The 17,371-nt window shown below is 42.2% G+C and carries 31 protein-coding genes; 29 read left to right on the top strand and 2 right to left on the bottom strand.

The genetic code is table 11. The annotated features are described in order from the left end of the window. Window positions 1-195 precede the first annotated feature (195 nt). The 29 genes from rpsJ (at window position 196) to AC04MN_RS01675 (ending at window position 14,687) form a co-directional block, all read left to right on the top strand. Window positions 196-513, top strand: a complete 318-nt coding sequence (gene rpsJ, locus AC04MN_RS01815) for a 30S ribosomal protein S10 (RefSeq protein ID WP_475381478.1) — start codon at window positions 196-198, stop codon at window positions 511-513. Between the two features lie 15 nt (window positions 514-528). Continuing rightward, window positions 529-1,185: a 50S ribosomal protein L3 gene (gene rplC / locus AC04MN_RS01810; RefSeq protein WP_475381477.1), complete on the top strand. Its 657-nt coding sequence runs from the start codon at window positions 529-531 to the stop codon at window positions 1,183-1,185. A gap of 4 nt (window positions 1,186-1,189) precedes the next feature. After that, window positions 1,190-1,822: a 50S ribosomal protein L4 gene (gene rplD / locus AC04MN_RS01805; protein ID WP_475381476.1), complete on the top strand. Its 633-nt coding sequence runs from the start codon at window positions 1,190-1,192 to the stop codon at window positions 1,820-1,822. After that, window positions 1,819-2,097, top strand: coding sequence for a 50S ribosomal protein L23 (gene rplW, locus AC04MN_RS01800; protein ID WP_475381475.1), 279 nt, complete (start codon window positions 1,819-1,821; stop codon window positions 2,095-2,097). Before rplD ends, rplW begins: the two co-directional genes overlap by 4 nt. A gap of 2 nt (window positions 2,098-2,099) precedes the next feature. After that, entirely contained in the window at window positions 2,100-2,918 is an 819-nt protein-coding gene (rplB, locus tag AC04MN_RS01795) for a 50S ribosomal protein L2 (protein ID WP_475381474.1), read from the top strand. 9 nt (window positions 2,919-2,927) lie between these two features. After that, on the top strand, window positions 2,928-3,212 hold the full coding sequence (rpsS, locus tag AC04MN_RS01790) for a 30S ribosomal protein S19 (RefSeq protein ID WP_475381473.1): 285 nt from the start codon (window positions 2,928-2,930) through the stop codon (window positions 3,210-3,212). A 12-nt stretch (window positions 3,213-3,224) separates the two neighbouring features. Next, complete coding sequence (rplV, locus tag AC04MN_RS01785) at window positions 3,225-3,557, top strand: 50S ribosomal protein L22 (RefSeq protein WP_475381472.1); 333 nt, start codon at window positions 3,225-3,227, stop codon at window positions 3,555-3,557. A 2-nt stretch (window positions 3,558-3,559) separates the two neighbouring features. Continuing rightward, window positions 3,560-4,225, top strand: a complete 666-nt coding sequence (rpsC, locus tag AC04MN_RS01780; RefSeq protein ID WP_475381471.1) for a 30S ribosomal protein S3 — start codon at window positions 3,560-3,562, stop codon at window positions 4,223-4,225. Then, window positions 4,212-4,619: a 50S ribosomal protein L16 gene (rplP, locus tag AC04MN_RS01775; RefSeq protein ID WP_475381470.1), complete on the top strand. Its 408-nt coding sequence runs from the start codon at window positions 4,212-4,214 to the stop codon at window positions 4,617-4,619. Before rpsC ends, rplP begins: the two co-directional genes overlap by 14 nt. A 3-nt stretch (window positions 4,620-4,622) precedes the next feature. Beyond that, window positions 4,623-4,814, top strand: a complete 192-nt coding sequence (rpmC, locus tag AC04MN_RS01770; protein ID WP_475381469.1) for a 50S ribosomal protein L29 — start codon at window positions 4,623-4,625, stop codon at window positions 4,812-4,814. A gap of 12 nt (window positions 4,815-4,826) precedes the next feature. Beyond that, complete coding sequence (rpsQ, locus tag AC04MN_RS01765; protein WP_475381468.1) at window positions 4,827-5,099, top strand: 30S ribosomal protein S17; 273 nt, start codon at window positions 4,827-4,829, stop codon at window positions 5,097-5,099. A 9-nt stretch (window positions 5,100-5,108) separates the two neighbouring features. Then, on the top strand, window positions 5,109-5,477 hold the full coding sequence (gene rplN, locus AC04MN_RS01760; protein WP_475381467.1) for a 50S ribosomal protein L14: 369 nt from the start codon (window positions 5,109-5,111) through the stop codon (window positions 5,475-5,477). An 11-nt stretch (window positions 5,478-5,488) separates the two neighbouring features. Further along, a complete protein-coding gene (rplE, locus tag AC04MN_RS01755) occupies window positions 5,489-6,028 on the top strand; it encodes a 50S ribosomal protein L5 (RefSeq protein ID WP_475381466.1) in 540 nt (179 codons plus the stop codon). Between the two features lie 11 nt (window positions 6,029-6,039). Continuing rightward, window positions 6,040-6,345, top strand: a complete 306-nt coding sequence (rpsN, locus tag AC04MN_RS01750) for a 30S ribosomal protein S14 (RefSeq protein ID WP_475381465.1) — start codon at window positions 6,040-6,042, stop codon at window positions 6,343-6,345. A gap of 10 nt (window positions 6,346-6,355) precedes the next feature. Further along, window positions 6,356-6,745, top strand: a complete 390-nt coding sequence (gene rpsH, locus AC04MN_RS01745) for a 30S ribosomal protein S8 (RefSeq protein ID WP_475381464.1) — start codon at window positions 6,356-6,358, stop codon at window positions 6,743-6,745. A gap of 7 nt (window positions 6,746-6,752) precedes the next feature. Beyond that, complete coding sequence (gene rplF / locus AC04MN_RS01740) at window positions 6,753-7,295, top strand: 50S ribosomal protein L6 (RefSeq protein ID WP_475381463.1); 543 nt, start codon at window positions 6,753-6,755, stop codon at window positions 7,293-7,295. Between the two features lie 14 nt (window positions 7,296-7,309). Next, complete coding sequence (rplR, locus tag AC04MN_RS01735) at window positions 7,310-7,678, top strand: 50S ribosomal protein L18 (protein WP_475381462.1); 369 nt, start codon at window positions 7,310-7,312, stop codon at window positions 7,676-7,678. Window positions 7,679-7,688: 10 nt separating this feature from the next. Next, complete coding sequence (rpsE, locus tag AC04MN_RS01730) at window positions 7,689-8,135, top strand: 30S ribosomal protein S5 (protein WP_475381461.1); 447 nt, start codon at window positions 7,689-7,691, stop codon at window positions 8,133-8,135. A 19-nt stretch (window positions 8,136-8,154) separates the two neighbouring features. Continuing rightward, a complete protein-coding gene (rpmD, locus tag AC04MN_RS01725; protein WP_475381460.1) occupies window positions 8,155-8,337 on the top strand; it encodes a 50S ribosomal protein L30 in 183 nt (60 codons plus the stop codon). Window positions 8,338-8,339: 2 nt separating this feature from the next. Next, window positions 8,340-8,777 (top strand): 50S ribosomal protein L15, encoded by a 438-nt coding sequence (gene rplO / locus AC04MN_RS01720; RefSeq protein WP_475381459.1) that lies wholly within the window; start codon window positions 8,340-8,342, stop codon window positions 8,775-8,777. Further along, a complete protein-coding gene (gene secY, locus AC04MN_RS01715) occupies window positions 8,777-10,102 on the top strand; it encodes a preprotein translocase subunit SecY (RefSeq protein WP_475381458.1) in 1,326 nt (441 codons plus the stop codon). The genes rplO and secY overlap by 1 nt, the downstream gene beginning before the upstream one ends. Then, window positions 10,099-10,734 (top strand): adenylate kinase, encoded by a 636-nt coding sequence (locus AC04MN_RS01710; protein ID WP_475381457.1) that lies wholly within the window; start codon window positions 10,099-10,101, stop codon window positions 10,732-10,734. Before secY ends, AC04MN_RS01710 begins: the two co-directional genes overlap by 4 nt. Before the next feature lie 139 nt (window positions 10,735-10,873). Then, the gene (rpmJ, locus tag AC04MN_RS01705) at window positions 10,874-10,987 is read left to right on the top strand and encodes a 50S ribosomal protein L36 (RefSeq protein WP_080683743.1); all 114 of its coding nucleotides are present in this window, start codon (window positions 10,874-10,876) and stop codon (window positions 10,985-10,987) included. A gap of 2 nt (window positions 10,988-10,989) precedes the next feature. Beyond that, on the top strand, window positions 10,990-11,364 hold the full coding sequence (rpsM, locus tag AC04MN_RS01700) for a 30S ribosomal protein S13 (protein ID WP_475381456.1): 375 nt from the start codon (window positions 10,990-10,992) through the stop codon (window positions 11,362-11,364). A gap of 13 nt (window positions 11,365-11,377) precedes the next feature. Then, the gene (gene rpsK / locus AC04MN_RS01695; protein ID WP_475381455.1) at window positions 11,378-11,767 is read left to right on the top strand and encodes a 30S ribosomal protein S11; all 390 of its coding nucleotides are present in this window, start codon (window positions 11,378-11,380) and stop codon (window positions 11,765-11,767) included. Between the two features lie 14 nt (window positions 11,768-11,781). Next, a complete protein-coding gene (rpsD, locus tag AC04MN_RS01690) occupies window positions 11,782-12,408 on the top strand; it encodes a 30S ribosomal protein S4 (protein ID WP_475381454.1) in 627 nt (208 codons plus the stop codon). 19 nt (window positions 12,409-12,427) lie between these two features. Next, entirely contained in the window at window positions 12,428-13,456 is a 1,029-nt protein-coding gene (locus AC04MN_RS01685) for a DNA-directed RNA polymerase subunit alpha (RefSeq protein ID WP_475381453.1), read from the top strand. Between the two features lie 18 nt (window positions 13,457-13,474). Continuing rightward, window positions 13,475-14,026 carry a 50S ribosomal protein L17 gene (gene rplQ / locus AC04MN_RS01680; RefSeq protein WP_475381452.1) on the top strand — a complete coding sequence of 184 codons (552 nt, stop codon included), beginning with the start codon at window positions 13,475-13,477 and terminating at the stop codon, window positions 14,024-14,026. A gap of 97 nt (window positions 14,027-14,123) precedes the next feature. After that, window positions 14,124-14,687: a peroxiredoxin family protein gene (locus AC04MN_RS01675; protein ID WP_475381451.1), complete on the top strand. Its 564-nt coding sequence runs from the start codon at window positions 14,124-14,126 to the stop codon at window positions 14,685-14,687. Window positions 14,688-14,792: 105 nt separating this feature from the next. Here AC04MN_RS01675 and AC04MN_RS01670 read toward each other — a convergent pair whose 3' ends face one another. Both AC04MN_RS01670 and AC04MN_RS01665 read right to left on the bottom strand, forming a co-directional pair. Next, window positions 14,793-16,739 (bottom strand): TIGR03545 family protein, encoded by a 1,947-nt coding sequence (locus AC04MN_RS01670; protein WP_475381450.1) that lies wholly within the window; start codon window positions 16,737-16,739, stop codon window positions 14,793-14,795. A 17-nt stretch (window positions 16,740-16,756) separates the two neighbouring features. After that, window positions 16,757-17,284, bottom strand: a complete 528-nt coding sequence (locus AC04MN_RS01665) for a TIGR03546 family protein (protein ID WP_475381449.1) — start codon at window positions 17,282-17,284, stop codon at window positions 16,757-16,759. Window positions 17,285-17,371: the final 87 nt, after the last annotated feature.

The raw sequence follows: 17,371 nt of genomic DNA, 5'->3' as shown, positions 1-17,371 counted from the left end.
AAAAAGAGAAATATTTCTTTTGACAGGGGCGCGATAAATAAGGCATTATCGCGCACTCGTAGCACTTAAATTCTACAGAAAGCCCTCTGGCTTGGGTATTCGAACCGCAAGGGTTCATTCCAGAGACCGCTTTTGATGGGAAAAAGTGCTGAATTAACAATAATATACGATGCTTTAAAAGAAGAAGAGTGTCATATGCAAAGTCAAAAAATCAGAATCAGATTGAAGGCGTTCGATCACAAGTTGCTCGATCAGTCTACAAAGGAAATCGTTGAGACTGCACGTCGCACAGGTGCGAAAGTTGCTGGTCCAATCCCGCTTCCTACACGTGTTAACCGTTATACTGTTCTACGTTCTCCTCACGTTGATAAAAAATCTCGTGAACAGTTCGAGATCCGTACTCATAAACGCATGTTGGATATCTTAGAACCTACTCAACAAACAGTAGACCAACTGATGAAGTTGGACCTATCTGCTGGTGTTGACGTTGAAATCAAGTTATCAGCGGTATAATAGGGGAGTAATGTCGTGAGCGAAACAAATACAAACAAAGAAGCCCTAAAGCTCAACGGGCTCTTCGCATTCAAAGAGGGGATGGCTACTGTTTATACTGAACAGGGTGAAGCTGTTCCTGTTACTGTTCTTCGTTATGAGCCTTGGGTTGTAACACAAATCAAGACTAACGAAAACGACGGCTACGAAGCGCTTCAATTAGCTTGCCAACCCAAGAAAGCTAAGAACGCAACTAAGGCTGAAAAAGGTCACTTTGCAAAAAGTGGTTTCGAAAATGGTGCTGCTTTCGTGAAAGAGCTTCGTCAAGCTCTTCCAGAAGGTGCGGCAGTTGGTGCTGCTGTATCTATCGATAGCGTTGTAAAAGGTGACATCGTTAAGATCACTGCTAAATCAAAAGGTAAAGGTTTTGCTGGTTCAGTAAAACGTTGGAACTTTGCGGGAGGCCCTGCTTCTCACGGTTCTAAATTTCACCGTCGTCCGGGTTCTTCTGGTAACAGAACATGGCCAGGTCGCGTGATGCCAGGTAAGAAATTTCCTGGTCACCTTGGTAGTGAAACTGTCACTGTGAAAAACGTTGAAATCGTCGACGTTCTTCCTTCTGAAGGTGTAGTTATGGTTAAAGGACCAGTTCCTGGAGCTAGAAACTCACTTGTCAAGTTGGTGAAGGGATAATCACATGGCTACAGTGAATGTATTAAATTGGAAAAAAGAAAAAGTTGGTCAGATTGATTTAGCTGCTGATGTGTTTGAAGCTCCTGTTAAAAAGGAAATCCTTCACACTGTAGTTAACTGGCAGTTGGCTTCTCGCCGTCAAGGCACACACGCTACTAAGACCAAAGGTCTTGTAAGCGGTGGTGGTAAAAAGCCATTCAAACAAAAAGGTACTGGTGGTGCTCGTCAAGGTTCTTCAAGATCTATCTTGATGCCTGGTGGTGGTACTGCGTTCGGTCCTCAACCTCGCTCTTACGCATATGTTCTTCCGAAGAAAGTTCGCCGCTTAGGTTTGTCTATGGCTCTTTCTTTCTTGAACAAAGAAGGTCGTTTGTTCGTAGTGGACACTATGACTTCTGAAGGTAAGACAAATGAATTGAACAAGCGCTTGAAGGCTTTTGGTCTTAAAAAAGCGGTTCTTGTTGATTCTTCTGTTAACGATTTATTTAAACGTGCATCTCGCAACCTTCCTACTTACAAATACTTCCCTGTTGAAGGTTTGAACGTATTTGATTTGTTGAAGTACGATGCTGCTGTGATCACTAAAGATTCAGTTGCTAAGATCGTTGATCGTTGCACTATGGAGAAGGCGAAATGAAAAATGTAATTAAGGCTCCTCTGATCACAGAGAAGAATACTTATCATAACGCTGCTGGTGTTTACGTATTTGAAGTTGATATGAAAGCTTCTAAGACTGAAATCAAGTCTGCAGTTGAAAACAACTTCAAAGTAAAAGTTGATACGGTTAGAACAGCTGTTTGCCGTGGTCGCACTAAGTACACTAAGTTTGGTTTAACTAAAACTCCTTACTGGAAGAAAGCTTTTATCAAGCTTGCTGAAGGTGAGAAGATTGCTTTGTTTGAGGGAGTATAATCATGGGTATTAAAACTTTCGCCCCTCGCTCAGATGGTCGCCGAGGAATGACTGGTTTCGATTTCTCTGAGATCACTAAAACGACTCCAGAGAAGTCATTAACGGCTCCTCTAAGAAAAAAGGCGGCTCGTAACAACCACGGTCAAATCACGATGAGACACCAAGGTGGTGGTCACAAGCGTAGATACCGTCTTGTAGACTTCAAACGTGCTAAGCTTGAAGTTCCTGCAACTGTTGCAGCTATTGAATACGATCCAAATAGAACTTGCCGTATTGCCCTCATCTCTTATGTAGATGGCGCAAAAGCTTACATTATTGCTCCTGTAGGTTTAAACGTAGGTGATACTGTTCTTTCTTCTGATAAAGCCGACATCAAACCAGGTAACTCTCTTTCTCTTTCCGCGATTCCCGTTGGTACTGTGATTCACAATATCGAATTGCGCCCAGGAAAAGGTGGTCAGATTTGCCGTGGTGCTGGTTCAAGCGCGACTCTAGCTGGTAAAGGTGACTTGTATTGCCAAGTTCGTTTGCCTTCTGGTGAACTCAAACAGGTCCTCTCTGTTTGCCGTGCTTCAATTGGTCAAGTTGGTAATACAGATAATGAAAATATCAAGCTTGGTAAGGCTGGTCGCTCTCGCTGGAGAGGTATCCGTCCAACGGTTCGCGGTATGGCGATGAACCCAGTTGATCACCCACTTGGTGGTGGTGAAGGCGTGGGTAAAGGTCATCATCCTGTTACTCCTTGGGGTAAACCGTCTAAGGGTGCTAAAACTAGACACAATAAGAGAACCGACTCTTCAATTATCAAGAGACGTAAGTAGGAGTAAAAAGTGGCACGCTCAATTAAAAAGGGTCCTTTTGTTGACTTACATTTACAAACTAAAGTTGACACTGCGATTCAAAAAAATGACAAAAAAGTTATCAAGACTTGGTCACGCCGCTCAACAGTTTTCCCTGAGTGGGTTGGTTTAACGTTCGCTGTTCACAATGGTAAGAAGTTCGTTCCTGTTTATGTAACTGAAAATATGATCGGTCATAAACTTGGTGAATTCGCTCCTACTAGAACATTCCAGGGTCACGCTGAGAAAAAAGCGGCAGCCCCTGCTAAGAAGTAATAGAGGTTGGCAATGGAAGTTAAAGCAAGTCTTAAATATGCAAGAGTAGGCGCGCAGAAAGCAAGATTGGTTGTTGATCTTGTTCGCGGTAAGAACGTGAACGAAGCAATCAAAACATTGACTTTCTTGAATAAGAAAACTGCTGGTATCGTTAAAAAACTTATCGAATCGGCTGTTGCGAACGCTGAATACAAAAAAGTAATGGACGTAGATAACCTCTACGTAAAAACAATCACTGTTGACCAGGGGCCTTCTCTTAAGAGATTCCGTCCTCGCGCACAAGGTCGTGCGTTTGGTGTTCGTAAGAAAACCAGTCACATCAACGTCGTACTCGAGGAGAAATAATCGTGGGACAGAAGGTTAATCCTATTGGTCTAAGAGTTGGTGTTATCAGAACTTGGGACTCTCGCTGGTATGCGAAGGGTCAAACGTACTTCGAAAACATCCACGAAGATATTAAACTTAGAAAGTATCTTAAGGAAAAATTGAAGCACGCTGGCGTAGCTAAAATTGAAGTTGAGCGCGCTGCCAAGAAGGTAAAAATCATTATCCACACAGCTCGTCCTGGCGTGGTTATTGGTAAAAAAGGTACTGGCATCGATGCTTTGAAAGCTGATGTTCAGAAATTAACTCCAAACGAAGTTTTCTTGAGCATTCAAGAAGTTCGTAAACCAGATGTTGAGGCACAACTTGTTGCTGAAAGCATCGCTATGCAGCTAGAAAAGCGTATTTCTTGGAGACGTGCTCTTAAGAAATCAATCGCAGCTGCAATCAAGGGTGGCGTTAAAGGTATTAAGATCCGTGTTTCTGGTCGTCTTGATGGCGCTGAGATCGCTCGTTCAGAGTGGTACAACGAGAAGAGTGTTCCTCTTCATACATTGAGAGCCGACATTGACTACGGTACTGCAGAGGCTTCTACAGCTTACGGTATCATTGGTCTTAAAGTATGGATCTACAAAGGCGACATTCTTTCTGCACGTGAGGTAGAGGAGGCTGGCCGTGTTAAGTCCTAAAAGAGTAAAACGTCGTAAGCAGTTTATTGGTAACCAAAAAGGTCTTGCAACTCGTGGTTGCAACATCGATTTTGGTGATTTCGCTCTTCAATCAGTTGAAGCTGGTCATTTGACTGCTCGTCAACTTGAAGCGGGTCGTATCGCTATCTCTAGAACTGTTAAGCGTGGTGGTAAAATTTGGTGCCGTGTGTTCCCTGATCTTCCTGTTACTAAGAAACCTGCTGAAACACGTATGGGATCTGGTAAAGGTAATCCAGAATTTTGGGTTGCACGCGTACTACCTGGAAAAATTCTATTCGAGATGAACGGTGTTACTCGTGAGCAAGCTAAAGAGGCTTTCGAGCGCGCAGCTGCAAAGCTTCCGTTTAAAACTCGTTTCTTGGCTCGGGAGTAGAAAATGAAATTCGTTGAAATTAAAGATCTTTCAGTTTCTGAACTGAAGAAAAAAAGAGCTGCACTTAGCGAAGAATTGTTTCAAGCAAGAATCAAGAACTCAATTGGACAACTTTCAAATCCAATTCAGATTCGTGATCTTCGCCGTAACATCGCTAAGATCAATACAGCGATCGTTAAGAAAGTTGCTAGGTAGAGGTAAATGACTATGAATACCAAAACTCAGACCCGTGGTCGTAAAATTGAAGTTGTAGGTGAAGTCATTAGTGACAAGATGGATAAAACTATCTCTGTACTCATCTACCGCATGGTTAAACATGCTAAATACGGAAAGTACGTTAAAAAGACTTCTGTATTTAAGGCACATGATGAAACAAACAAAGCAAAAATGGGTGATATCGTGAAAATTCGCGAAACTCGTCCTTTGAGCAAATCAAAGCGCTGGATCTTAACTGAGATCGTAGAAGCTGCAAAGAACTAGGAGTATATCATGATTCAGATGCAAACTAGATTAAATGTAGCTGACAACTCTGGTGCTAAAGAGTTGATGTGCGTAAAGGTTTTGGGCGGCTCTAAGCGTAGAGTTGCTTCAATTGGCGATATTATCGTAGTTTCTATCAAAGAGGCTCTTCCAAACTCTAAAGTGAAGAAGGGTGATGTTGCTAAAGCTGTTGTTGTTAGAACTGTGCAAAAATTACGTCGTCAAGATGGTTCTTATATCCGTTTTGATGACAATTCAGCGGTTTTGATTAATAAAGACAACGAGCCTGTTGGAACTCGTATTTTTGGACCAGTAGCAAGAGAGCTTCGCGCGAAGTCATTCGTGAAGATTGTTTCTTTGGCTCCTGAAGTTCTTTAAGAGGTAAAGCCATGAATCGTTTACAAGACAAATATAATAAAGAAGTGGCTCCTGCGTTGATGAAAACTCTTGGTTACGAGAGTGTTATGCAGGTTCCTCGTTTGGAAAAAATCATAATTTCTGTTTGTACAAGTGAAGCAGTTCAAAACCCTAAAGTTTTGAACTCTGTAGTAGAAGAAATCTCTGCAATCGCTGGTCAAAGAGCAGTTATTACTAAAGCTAAGAAGGCGATCTCTAACTTCAAATTGCGTCAAGGCATCCCGTTGGGTGTTCGCGTAACTTTAAGAAGAGACAGAATGTGGTCATTCCTTGATCGCATGAACACTCTTGCATTGCCTCGCGTTCGTGACTTCCGCGGTCTGCCTAACAAAGGTTTCGACGGCCGTGGAAACTACAACATGGGTCTTAAAGAGCAAATCGTTTTCCCTGAGATCAACTACGATAGAGTTGAAAAAGTGCGCGGCATGAACATCACTATTTGCACAACTGCAAAAACTGATGCTGATGGTAAAGCACTTCTTGAAGCTCTTGGAATGCCGTTCAGAAAATAAGGAAGGTAATTGTGGCTCGTAAATCTAGCATTGAGAAAAACAAGTATAGAAAAGCCCTTTCTTCTAAGTATTGGCAACACCGCCAAGACCTTAGAGAGAAAGCAGTAGACATGAACCTTTCTGACGAAGAAAGAGCAGTTGCTCGCAAGAAGCTTCAAGCTCTTCCTCGCGATACGAATCCAAATCGCGTTCGCACTCGTTGCGAGCTTTCTGGAAGACCTCGCGGTAACTACAAAAAGTTCGGCCTTTCGAGAATTGCATTCAGACAGTTGGCTCTTGATGGAAAACTGCCTGGCGTAACCAAGGCAAGCTGGTAAGAGGTTTATAATGGATACTATTGCACAATTTTTAACAATGGTTCGTAACGCAGGTGAAGCTAAGCACGAGAAGTTGGATATGCCAGCTTCTAAGGTGAGAGCTGGTATTGCTCAAATCTTAGTTGAAGAAGGATTTATCAGATCTTTCAAAGTAGCAAAAGATAGCAAGCAAGGCATTATGCGTTTGTACCTTAAGTATGATGAAAATGGTAAACACGTTGTTAACTCTATTCGTAAAGTTAGCAAGCCAAGTATTCGTGTTTATGTGAAGTCTAACGAAATCCCTGTAGTGCGTTCTGGTCTTGGCATCAGCATCATCAGCACTAGCAAGGGTATTATGAGTGGCAAAAAAGCAGCTGAGTTAAAACTTGGTGGCGAATTGCTTGCTACAATTTGGTAGGTGAAATATGTCACGTATTGGTAAAGCACCTGTCGCTTTTGATGATAAAACAACCGTATCAGTAACTTCTGGAAATGAAGTTGTTGTTAAAGGTGGCAAAAGCGAAATGAAAATTGCTATGAGACCAGAAATCACTGCGAAAGTTGAAGGCAAGCAAGTTGTTTTGACTCGCAAAGATGATTCTAAAGAATCAAAAGCTCTTCACGGTCTTTATAGAGCTCTTATCGCAAATGCTGTTACAGGCGTTTCTAAGGGTTTCACTAAAGGTCTTGAGCTTCACGGTGTCGGTTATCGTGCAAACGTAGCTGGCAAGAAGCTTGAGCTTTCTCTTGGTTTCTCTCATCCGATTAACTTCGATATCCCAGAAGGTATCGAAATCAAAGTCGAAAAGCAGACTGCTATTTCTATCACTGGCGCTAACAAAGAGCTAGTAGGTCAAGTTGCTGCTAAAATCAGATCTTTCCGTCCACCGGAGCCATATTTGGCAAAAGGTGTTCGTTATGCTGGTGAGCATATCAGACGTAAAGCTGGTAAGTCGGCTGGTAAGTAATTAGGGGATAAGTCATGAAACTTAAAATGAACAAACACACATCTGAGCGTAAAGCTAACCGTCTTAAGAAGAAGATTCGTATTCGTAAGACGGTAAATGGTACTGACGAAAGACCACGTCTTTGCGTGTACAGAAGCGGTAAGCACATGTACGCTCAGGTTATTAACGATGTGACTGGAGCTACTCTTGTAGCGGCTTCTTCTTTGAACTTAGACTCTAAAGTCTCTGGAAAAGATCAAGCTAAAGCCGTTGGTGCTGAAATTGCTAAGGCTGCTTTGAGCAAGAATATCAAGAACGTTGTATTCGACCGTAACGGGTATCTGTATCACGGACGTGTACAAGCCCTAGCTGAAGGCGCTCGTCAGGGCGGACTTAATTTCTAAGGAGTAGACTGTGGAAAAAGTAGCAACTGAATTTGAAGAGCGCGTGGTCGCGATCAACCGTGTAACAAAAGTTGTTAAGGGTGGTCGTCGATTCTCTTTCGCAGCTCTAGTCGTTGTAGGAAACAAAACTGGCGAAGTTGGTTTTGGTTCTGGTAAAGCAGGGGAAGTTCCTGAGGCTATCGGAAAAGCAAGCAGATCTGCTAAAAAAGCAGCTTTGTCTGTAGCTTTGAAAGATGGTCGCACAATTCCTCACGAAGTTATTGGAAAGTTTGGCGCTGCGAAAGTCATCATGAAGCCTGCATCTGCAGGAACTGGTGTTATCGCTGGTGGTGCGGTTCGTGCGGTACTTGAGTCTGTTGGTGTTAAAGACATCTTGACTAAGTGCGTTGGAACTCGTAATCCACATAACGCTGTTCGCGCCACTATTGATGGCTTGAAACAGCTTAAGCAGAACTAATCCAGAAGGGTGAATGAATATGAAAACATTTCTGGTAACACTTAAAAAGTCAGTTATTGGTTGCACTAAGGATCAGCGCGAAACAGTGCGCTGCCTTGGTTTGAAAAAGATACATCAGACTGTGGAAGTAGCAGATAATGCTGCTAACCGTGGTCAGATTCTCAAAGTTCAGCATCTTGTTGACGTTGAGGTTAAGGGGTAATTATGAGTCTTTTGTCACAATTAGCTCCAGCTGCAGGTTCTAAACACTCTCCAAAGCGTATTGGACGTGGTATTGGTTCCGGCAAAGGGGGCACGTCTACTAAAGGTCACAAAGGTCAGTTAGCTAGAACTGGTGGCAAGGTAAGAAGAGGTTTTGAGGGTGGTCAAACTCCTTTACATCGTCGTCTTCCTAAGTTCGGTTTTAGCAATGCTGCGTTTGCTAATAATTTTGAGATTGTCAACGTCAGCCAATTGGCTAAATTTACTGGAGAAGTAAATCCAGAAAATCTTCACCAAGCAGGTTTGATCAATAAAGGCCCTGTAAAGATTCTTGGAAACGGTGATCTTAAAGTCGCTTTGACTGTTAAGGCTCACAAGTTCTCTGAAGGAGCTAAAAAGGCTATTGAAGCTGCTGGTGGCAAAGTCGAGGTAATTAAGTAGTGTCTGCAATTGAGAGTATCGCAAAGAATTCTGATCTTAGAAAACGCATCCTGTTTACTTTAGCTATACTGGCTATATATAGAATCGGTGTTCACGTCCCCACCCCTGGTGTGGATGGCAATGCCGTACTCTCATTCTTTAAGGCGCAAAGCCAAGGTATCTTTGGCTTGTTTAATACCTTTACGGGTGGGGCATTATCCCAGTTCAGTATTTTTGCACTTGGGATCATGCCTTACATTTCTTCTTCAATTATTTTCCAACTTCTTACTTCAGCGATTCCATATTTGGAAAACTTGAAAAAAGAAGGCGAGCCTGGTCGACGTAAAATCAATCAGTACACTCGTTATGCAACTGTCATTTTGGCTATTATTCAAGGCTATGGCATCAGTACGATGCTTATGAACTCTTCATCTCCTGAAGGTAAGCCATTAGTTCTTTCTCCAATGGTGGGGATTTTGCCCTTCCAATTAATGACAATCATTACTTTAACTGCCGGCACTTGCTTTATTATGTGGCTTGGAGAGCAGATTTCTGAGCGTGGTATTGGTAATGGATCATCCCTAATCATCTTCACAGGTATCGCTGCCGCAATTCCGTCAGGAGTTCACCAGATTTGGGAGCTTTTGGTGAATGGTGAGATGAAAGCCGCCGTTGTATTGGTTTTAATTGCTTTCATGATTCTAACGATTGCCGCTGTTATCTATATGGAAGTTGCGCAACGTCGAATCACTATTCAGTACTCACAAAGAATGGGTCAGGGCATGCAATCAATGCAAACTCCGACTTCGCACTTGCCTTTAAAAATTAATATTTCTGGTGTAATTCCACCAATTTTTGCCAGCTCATTATTGATGTTCCCTGCGACGATGGCGCAATTCACAAATGCGGCGTGGTTGAAGGCACTTCAGGGCTCTTTAAATCCTTCTGGCACAATCTTTAATATTTTGTTTGTTGCTTTGATCGTATTTTTTACTTTCTTCTATACGGAGATCGTTTTCAATCCAAACGACGTAGCTGAAAACTTGAAAAAGCATGGTGGCTTTGTTCCGGGCGTTCGTGCTGGAAAAACTACCGCTGACTTCATTCAAAGAGTTATCGAAAGAATCAGTGTTCTAGGTTGTATTTACCTAAGTATCATCTGTGTTCTTCCTGGTATTTTAACTTCTCAGTTCAATATTCCTTTCCACTTTGGTGGAACTAGTTTGTTAATTCTAGTCGGGGTGGCACTTGATACTTCCCAACAGATTCAATCACATATTTTGACAACAAAGTATGAAGGTTTCTTGAAGGGGGCGAAGATCCGTAGCAGGAGGGTTCAGTTTTGAACATAATTCTGTTCGGAGCTCCAGGAGCTGGTAAGGGAACTCAGTCAGAGCTATTGATTAAAAATCTAGCAATGACTCAGATTTCAACCGGAGACTTGTTCAGAGCCGCTATCAAAAATAAAACTGCTCTTGGGTTAGAAGCCCAAAGCTACATGGAGAAGGGCCAATTGGTTCCGGATTCCGTGACAATCGGGATGGTGGAAGAAGTTCTCAAGGGTGGGGTTAAAGACTTCATCCTTGACGGTTTTCCACGAACGGTTGCTCAGGCTGATGCGCTTGAGGATTTGTTAAAGAAACTAAACCTGAAGGTTTCCAAAGCCATATTCTTGGAAGTCCCTCAGGAGATCCTTATGGGAAGACTCACAGGACGTCGAGTTTGTAAAAATTGCGCAGCTGTCTATCATGTAGACACTAAGCCAACAAAAGCAGCGGGTGTGTGCGATGCTTGTGGTGGTGAAGTGGTACAGCGAAATGACGATAAAGCTGACGTGATTGGAAACAGGTTGAAAGCTTATGCGGAATATACGAGTCCTCTTAAAGAGTATTTCGTTAAATCAGGTAAGTTTGTATCTGTTGATGGGAACCGAAGTACTGAAGCCGTTTACAATGACATCGCAGCGCTTATAAATTGAAAATTTATCTATTTTTAAGGCTAGACAACGACATCGTTCGGTGATACGGTCTCGGACCGCATTTGATTTTATTTTATAAATTTTAAAAAAAGTTATGTACCCGCGGCTGGGAAGCATGAGCTAAGTAGTAGGAAAGACTATGAAAGTAAGACCTTCTGTAAAGAAAATTTGCAATAAATGTAAAGTAATTAAAAGAAAAGGCGTTATTCGCGTAATCTGCGAGAACCCTAAACATAAACAAAGGCAGGGTTAATCATGGCACGTATTCTTGGTGTCGACTTACCTAGAAACAAAAGAGTAGAAGTTGCTTTGACTTACATCTATGGCATCGGACGTCCTCGTGCGCGCCAAATTTGTAATCATGCTGGTATTCCTGCGGAACAAAGAACTGATACGTTGACTGACGAACAAGTAGCATTGATTCGTGGATACATCGAGTCTAACTGGAAAGTTGAAGGCGATCTACGTCGTGAGATTGGCTTGGCGATCAAGCGTCTTATGGATCTGAATTGCTACCGTGGTATCCGTCATCGTAAAGGTCTTCCTGTTAGAGGTCAGAACACGCGTTCTAACGCTCGTACACGTAAGGGCCCTAAGAAGACAGTTGCTAACAAGAAAAAAGCTGTTTAATCGGGGTTGAAAAATGAATACTGAGAAAAAAGTAACTAAGAAAAAAGTTAAAAAGAATATCCCGCAAGGAAACTGCTACATTCAAGCCGGTTTCGGTAACGTTATCGTTACGTTCACAGATCCTGTTGGTAACACAGTTTCATGGTCTTCAGCTGGTCACCTTGGTTTCAAAGGAAGCCGTAAAGGGACTCCATTTGCTGCTCAAGTAGCTGCAGAAGATGCTGCGAAAAAGGCGATGGAAGCTGGAATGAGAGCTGTAGACGTTTACCTTAAAGGACCAGGCGCTGGTCGTGAACCTGCAATCCGTGCGTTAGCTGCTATTGGACTGAAAGTGTTGACTTTGAAAGACATCACTCCTGTTCCTCATAACGGTTGCCGTCCACCGAAGCGTAGAAGAATTTAATAGAGGAGTATGCTGTGAGTTGCATTAACGATAGCGTATGTAAGCTTTGCCGTCGCGAAAACATGAAGTTGTTCCTTAAGGGAGACCGTTGTTTCACTGATAAGTGCTCTTTCGAAAGAAGACCTTATCCTCCTGGACAACATGGACAATCACGTTTGAAGTTCTCTGAGTACGCACTTCAATTACGCGAAAAGCAAAAAACAAAAAGATATTATGGTGTTTCTGAGAAGCAATTTGCTGGTTATGTAGCAGATGCTGGTCGTACCAAGGAATTAACTGGTACAGCTTTGCTTAAGCTTCTTGAGACACGTTTAGATAACGTAGTTTACACTTTGGGTTACGCAGCTTCACGCCGTCAGGCGCGTCAGCTTGTGAAACACAACCACATTCTTTTGAACGGTAAGAGAGCGAACATTCCTTCTATTATCGTTGAAAAAGGTGATGTGATCGAAGTGATTCAAGCATCTCGCGAGAATAACGCGGTGCTTTCTGGAATTCAGGCTGTTGCTAGAAGAACTGTACCTGCATGGCTTGAGGCTGATCATGCTAACTTCAAAGGAGTTGTAAAAGATCTTCCAACAAGAGAAGATATTACGGTTTCTGTCGAAGAAAATATGATCGTAGAATACTACTCAAGATAATCATTGCAGCGGGGGAACTATGCAAGCTCATTACTATAAGTTTTGGAGAGAAATGATCAAACCTAAGGGATTTGAGGTTGATCGTGAAACTCTTCGCGACGATTACGCCAAGTTCATTGTACGCCCTCTTGAAAGAGGCTTCGGTGTAACTTTGGGGAACTCTCTCAGAAGAATTCTTTTGAGCTCAATGATGGGTTCCGCTATTTCTGCAGTTAAATTCGAAGGTGTACTTCATGAGTTCACTACTATCCCTGATGTTCTTGAGGATGTTACTGACATTATCTTGAACCTTAAGGAAGTGCGCTTTAGACAATACACTTCTGAGCCTGTACATTTGAAAATTTCAAAAGTAGGCCCAGGTAAAGTGACTGCTGCAGACATCCAAACTAACGATAAGATCGAAGTTTTAAACCCAGATCAACACATCGCTACTTTGGGAGCTAATGCAAGCTTCAATGCTGAATTGCTTATTAGCTATGGCCGTGGATATCAATCCGTTGAAACTCGTGAAATGGACCTTCCAGTTGGTTTCATTGGTGTAGACGCATTGCATAGCCCGATTCGTAAGGTTAATTATAGCGTATCGAACGCTCGTGTTGGTCAGAGAACTGACTATGATGCTCTAACTCTTGAAGTTTGGACGGATGGCTCTTTGAAGCCTGAAGAAGCAGTAGCTTTGGCGTCTAAAATCATGAAAGAACAGCTTCAGATCTTCCTTACTTTCGATGAAACGATGGAGCCTAAGGAAGAGTCTCATAGCAAGATCTCTCATAGCCTTAACGAGAACCTATTTAGATCAGTTGACGATCTTGAGCTTTCTGTTCGCAGTGCAAACTGCTTGAAGAATGCCAATATCCGTTACATTGGCGAACTTGTTGTTAGATCTGAAGCAGAAATGCTTAAGACTAAAAACTTCGGACGCAAGTCTTTAAACGAGATCAAAGAGATCCTTACAGAAATGGGTCTTGGTCTTGGAATGAAGATCGAAGGATGGCCACCTCCAGGATGGGATCCTAATATTGCGCCGGTTAAACGAGACGCCCAGTAAAATTTTTGGAGTTTAGACATGAGTTCACATAGAAGAAGAGTAACACATTTTAGCCGCGAATCAGGTCCAAGAAAGGCTCTTTTAAAGGGTCTTGTGACTTCTCTAGTAGAGCATGGTCGTATCACTACGACTGTGATCAAAGCTAAAGAATTGCGCCGTCATATCGAAAAAGCGATCACTCTTGGTAAAAAAGGTGACATCGCAACTAGACGTCTTTTGGTGTCTAGAATCGGTAACGAAGCAGCGGTTGAAACAATCATTAAAGATCTTTCTGTACGTTTTAAATCACGTCCAGGTGGATACACTCGTATTATTAAAATCGGTCGTCGCCCAGGTGATGCTGCTGAAATGGCTTTCATTGAATTCGTAGATTACGATTTCAAAGCTAAAGATGTTGCAGTAGCTCCTAAGGCTAAAGCGACTAAAGCTAAGAAAGCAGCAAAAGGCGAAGAAAAAGACGCTAAAAAAGTTGCTAACAAAGCTAAAAAAGTAGCTGCTAAATTGGTAGCTGCAAAAGCTAAGGCTGTTAAGAAGATCCAGAAGAAGTCTCGTGCTGCTTCTAGAGCTTAATAATAAGCTTGATGAAAACCCGGCATTTGCCGGGTTTTTTTTTGCCCAAATTGAACTTATTCGATAGATAATACGGACGAACTTTGGAGGATTGGGTATGAAGGCTCACTTAAAGGCCCTGGCTGTCGTGCTAGTGGTGGGACTTGCAATGATGGGCGCAATTTACACTTATTTACAGAGACTTGCTGGCGAGGGAAGTGCTGTAGTTAAGAAACTTGAGCTTTTGGAAAAGCAAGGCGTGGGGAATTTTGAGGCCCTGGATATTCACGGGAAAAAGATTAGCTTGGAGTCTTTCAAAGGGAAGGTAGTCATAGTCAATTTTTGGGCTTCGTGGTGCTCTCCTTGCGTTGAGGAGGTTCCTAGCATGATCAAGCTGATAAACGAATTTAAAGGTAAGGTCGTTCTAATAGCGATTTCTGGAGACTCATCAATAGACGACGTTGAGGTATTTATGAAGTCATTCCCAGAGATGAAGAGTTCTTCCGCGATTCATGTGGTGTGGCAGCAGGATCGAGCGCTTATGAAGCAGTTTGATATCCAAAGACTACCAGAATCTTTTGTTGTTGATACCGATGGCAGGCTTGCTAAAAAACTTGCGGGCTCTATTGACTGGTATAATGAGGACTCAAAAGCATTTATGAATAATCTGCTAAGTCCCTAAATTGTTGCAGGCTACTTTTAAAGAAAAAGCCCAATCAAAATATTGATCGGGCTTTTTTTAGTTTTTACTAAGAGTATTTCATTTAGCGAATTCAAGTTGTTAAAATTAAAAACCGAGTTTTTTCTTTAGCTCTTCGGCTGCTTTTTTCGCTTCCTTTTCAAGATTTGATTTAGCCTTGTTTTCGCCGTCAGACTTAGCTGCTTTTATTTTATCTTCAACTTGCTTCTTTTGAGTGTCTAGCTGGGATTTTGCTTTGCTAATCTCGCCTTCAAGTTGATTTTTTAACTTGGTGATTTGGCTTTCAAGTTCTTTCTTTTTATTTCCAACCTCAGTATCGATGTAAGCTTGAATTTTTTGTTTAGCCTCGTCAATTTTTTTGTTAATTTGAGCCTCAAGGCCTTTAGCAACCGCGGGTCCAACATTGGAACTTATAGAGATATCAACCTTGGGAATGCTTCCTTGAACGGATGCGGTAATATCAGCATCTTTGATTGCCGAGAAAATGTTTTGTAAGACTTCCTTTGCAATGGCGTTTTTGGAATCTACTTCGAACTGAACATCATTGAACTTATTTACTAAATTCAATTTCAAATCCTTTAAACCGATGAGTTCTGCCTTCAGGTCCACACTTCCAAACTTGGGATTCATAATCAATTTTAAATCGCTAGAGTCCGAGAGGGTTTTTGCCTGATATTTATACTGGGCGATTTTAAATTCGCTGCGAATAATGCTGAGTTTGGGGCGATTGTCCATGGACATGATCATATTCAGGCCGCGCAATTCGTTGTCTGGGAAATCAGCATTGATTTTAAGAGTCGTTGGTTTTCCTGTCAGCTTTTGGTGAGTCGTGATGTCTAGGATTTCACCCTTAACAACACCACCTTGTCCAGCTTCAGAACTGATGGCCGTTCTTTTGATCCACAAAAGAGGATACGAGTTTTGCCGTCCAAATTCATATGTAATGCCAGAAGCACGAGGATGGGGCTGAAGGTTTTCATCTTGCTCGGAGTCTTTTGATTTAGGATTGGTGTATTTTGGGGGGAGGTACTTATAAGCAAGACCTCGATAATAGGCTACCTTGCTTAAGTAAGGGTTGAGCTGAGCCATGAAAAGACTTTTCCCAAGAGCTGCAACATCGAGGTTGGGGATTTTAAAGTGTGCTTGCAACTCTTTTATGTCGGCTTTGATTTGTTCCTCAAGTGACTTTAATTCTGCATTAAGCTTGGCTAAATCAGAGTTTAAATCACCGGCGGTCGAACTGATCTGTTTATACTTTGCGTCTCCGTCTTTGATGATGGAGTCAAGTTCGGAAAGGGCGGTTTGTAGCTCTTGGGGGGTCTTGAAGTCTTTTGTTTTTACTTTTTGCAGTCTTTGGTTAAGAGCCTCAATGTCCTTGTTGGTTGGAAGGCTTTTGATTCTTTGATCCCAATTAAGTTGTTTGGCTTTTAGGTCTGCTTCGAATTTTCCAATCATTTCTTTAGAAGCTAATTGAGCTTGCAATTTATCGAGCTGAGCGGAGCTATCGCCGCCGCCAAGAATGGCCGCGATGTCTCCCATGACATTGTTTTGATGCTGGTCTTCAATCATTCCCAATGCTTCTTGGCTAAGCTGTTCTGCCATTCCAGGGCCCTTAGCTGGAGGTGTTGGCGGTTTAACTCGGCCAATGGTCTTTCGAGTCGTGTCGTACTTTATTCCTTCTACGGCCATTTCATTGATAAGAACTTTTGCTCGCAGGAGCGCATCCCACGACATGCCAAAGCGGATACTTCCAATTTCGATCGAGTTGTGGCTGGGCTTTTCAGAATTGGTTAGTTGAAGTCCGGTGATTTCAATACTGGCGTTGAAGAAGCTACTTTTAATTTCAGAGATATTCACTTCGGACCCAAGAGCTTCGTATCCAGCCCATTCCATTCCTTTACGTAAGTGATGATCTAAGAAAAAGTGAGAGTAAAGACCAATGCCGCCGATAATCAGCGTGAACGGAATGATAGCTTCCCAGCGGATGATGCCTTTTGTTTTTTTAGACTTAGAATTTTCAGTTGTGTTAGACATAGTTGTTTCCTCGAGGGTTAGCCGCCGTAAAGATCATCATATTTACAGTACCAATTGTATAAAGGAGTCGCAGCGAAGGCCTTCCATATTTTGGTTGCCTTAAAGCGGGCAACAATTTGTGCGCGATACGAGATGATAAGTTTTTTAAAAATAAAGAAACTAGGAATTGCTAAAATCGCAGAGACGGCAAAGCTTCCCATCACGATGCTGTTATTAAAGCGAGTCAAGGGTACTAGGGGAATATTGTACATTTGAGTAAATAGGGGGCGCAGTGCTTGTGCCTCTAAGATCTGTCTTCCTAATAAATCAGCTGGGGTGTCGAACATCCAAGCAACAAATTTAAAAAAGAAAGCCGATACAAAGGCAGCTCCGATTTGCACTCTAAAGAAGAAGACAACTCCGAGTATTAGAAGAGTTTGAATAGATAAGAACGGGGCAAATCCTAAGAACAGACCTAAAGTCAGACCAAGGGCTAACGAGTTTGTTCCTGTGTCTGAGTTGAGTAGTTTTAAAAACGCAAATATCTGCTTTAATAAAAGAGTCATGTATTCTCCTTACGGTGGAATCTTTAGAGGTCGGTTTTAAGGTTAGGAACTCCTTGCTTCATTGGCAAGGGTTTGGAATAGTTTTAT

The sequence above is a fragment of the Bdellovibrio sp. ZFWA1 genome, from assembly GCF_056175665.1.
Note: the sequence above shows the minus strand (reverse complement) of the source record. Positions and strands in the feature narration are given on the sequence as shown.

Bases quoted from the DNA above. Each gene is read 5' to 3' on its own strand.
- rpsH (WP_475381464.1), top strand. From the start codon at position 6,356: ATGGATACTATTGCACAATTTTTAACAATGGTTCGTAACGCAGGTGAA.
- AC04MN_RS01670 (WP_475381450.1), bottom strand. From the start codon at position 16,739: ATGTCTAACACAACTGAAAATTCTAAGTCTAAAAAAACAAAAGGCATC.
- AC04MN_RS01675 (WP_475381451.1), top strand. From the start codon at position 14,124: ATGAAGGCTCACTTAAAGGCCCTGGCTGTCGTGCTAGTGGTGGGACTT.
- rplN (WP_475381467.1), top strand. From the start codon at position 5,109: ATGATTCAGATGCAAACTAGATTAAATGTAGCTGACAACTCTGGTGCT.
- rplO (WP_475381459.1), top strand. From the start codon at position 8,340: ATGAGTCTTTTGTCACAATTAGCTCCAGCTGCAGGTTCTAAACACTCT.
- rplQ (WP_475381452.1), top strand. From the start codon at position 13,475: ATGAGTTCACATAGAAGAAGAGTAACACATTTTAGCCGCGAATCAGGT.
- rplF (WP_475381463.1), top strand. From the start codon at position 6,753: ATGTCACGTATTGGTAAAGCACCTGTCGCTTTTGATGATAAAACAACC.
- AC04MN_RS01665 (WP_475381449.1), bottom strand. From the start codon at position 17,284: ATGACTCTTTTATTAAAGCAGATATTTGCGTTTTTAAAACTACTCAAC.
- rplW (WP_475381475.1), top strand. From the start codon at position 1,819: ATGAAAAATGTAATTAAGGCTCCTCTGATCACAGAGAAGAATACTTAT.
- rpsQ (WP_475381468.1), top strand. From the start codon at position 4,827: ATGAATACCAAAACTCAGACCCGTGGTCGTAAAATTGAAGTTGTAGGT.
- rplR (WP_475381462.1), top strand. From the start codon at position 7,310: ATGAAACTTAAAATGAACAAACACACATCTGAGCGTAAAGCTAACCGT.
- rplV (WP_475381472.1), top strand. From the start codon at position 3,225: ATGGAAGTTAAAGCAAGTCTTAAATATGCAAGAGTAGGCGCGCAGAAA.
- rpmD (WP_475381460.1), top strand. From the start codon at position 8,155: ATGAAAACATTTCTGGTAACACTTAAAAAGTCAGTTATTGGTTGCACT.
- rpsK (WP_475381455.1), top strand. From the start codon at position 11,378: ATGAATACTGAGAAAAAAGTAACTAAGAAAAAAGTTAAAAAGAATATC.
- rplD (WP_475381476.1), top strand. From the start codon at position 1,190: ATGGCTACAGTGAATGTATTAAATTGGAAAAAAGAAAAAGTTGGTCAG.
- rpmJ (WP_080683743.1), top strand. From the start codon at position 10,874: ATGAAAGTAAGACCTTCTGTAAAGAAAATTTGCAATAAATGTAAAGTA.
- rpsM (WP_475381456.1), top strand. From the start codon at position 10,990: ATGGCACGTATTCTTGGTGTCGACTTACCTAGAAACAAAAGAGTAGAA.
- rpmC (WP_475381469.1), top strand. From the start codon at position 4,623: ATGAAATTCGTTGAAATTAAAGATCTTTCAGTTTCTGAACTGAAGAAA.
- rplB (WP_475381474.1), top strand. From the start codon at position 2,100: ATGGGTATTAAAACTTTCGCCCCTCGCTCAGATGGTCGCCGAGGAATG.
- rplE (WP_475381466.1), top strand. From the start codon at position 5,489: ATGAATCGTTTACAAGACAAATATAATAAAGAAGTGGCTCCTGCGTTG.
- rpsJ (WP_475381478.1), top strand. From the start codon at position 196: ATGCAAAGTCAAAAAATCAGAATCAGATTGAAGGCGTTCGATCACAAG.
- AC04MN_RS01685 (WP_475381453.1), top strand. From the start codon at position 12,428: ATGCAAGCTCATTACTATAAGTTTTGGAGAGAAATGATCAAACCTAAG.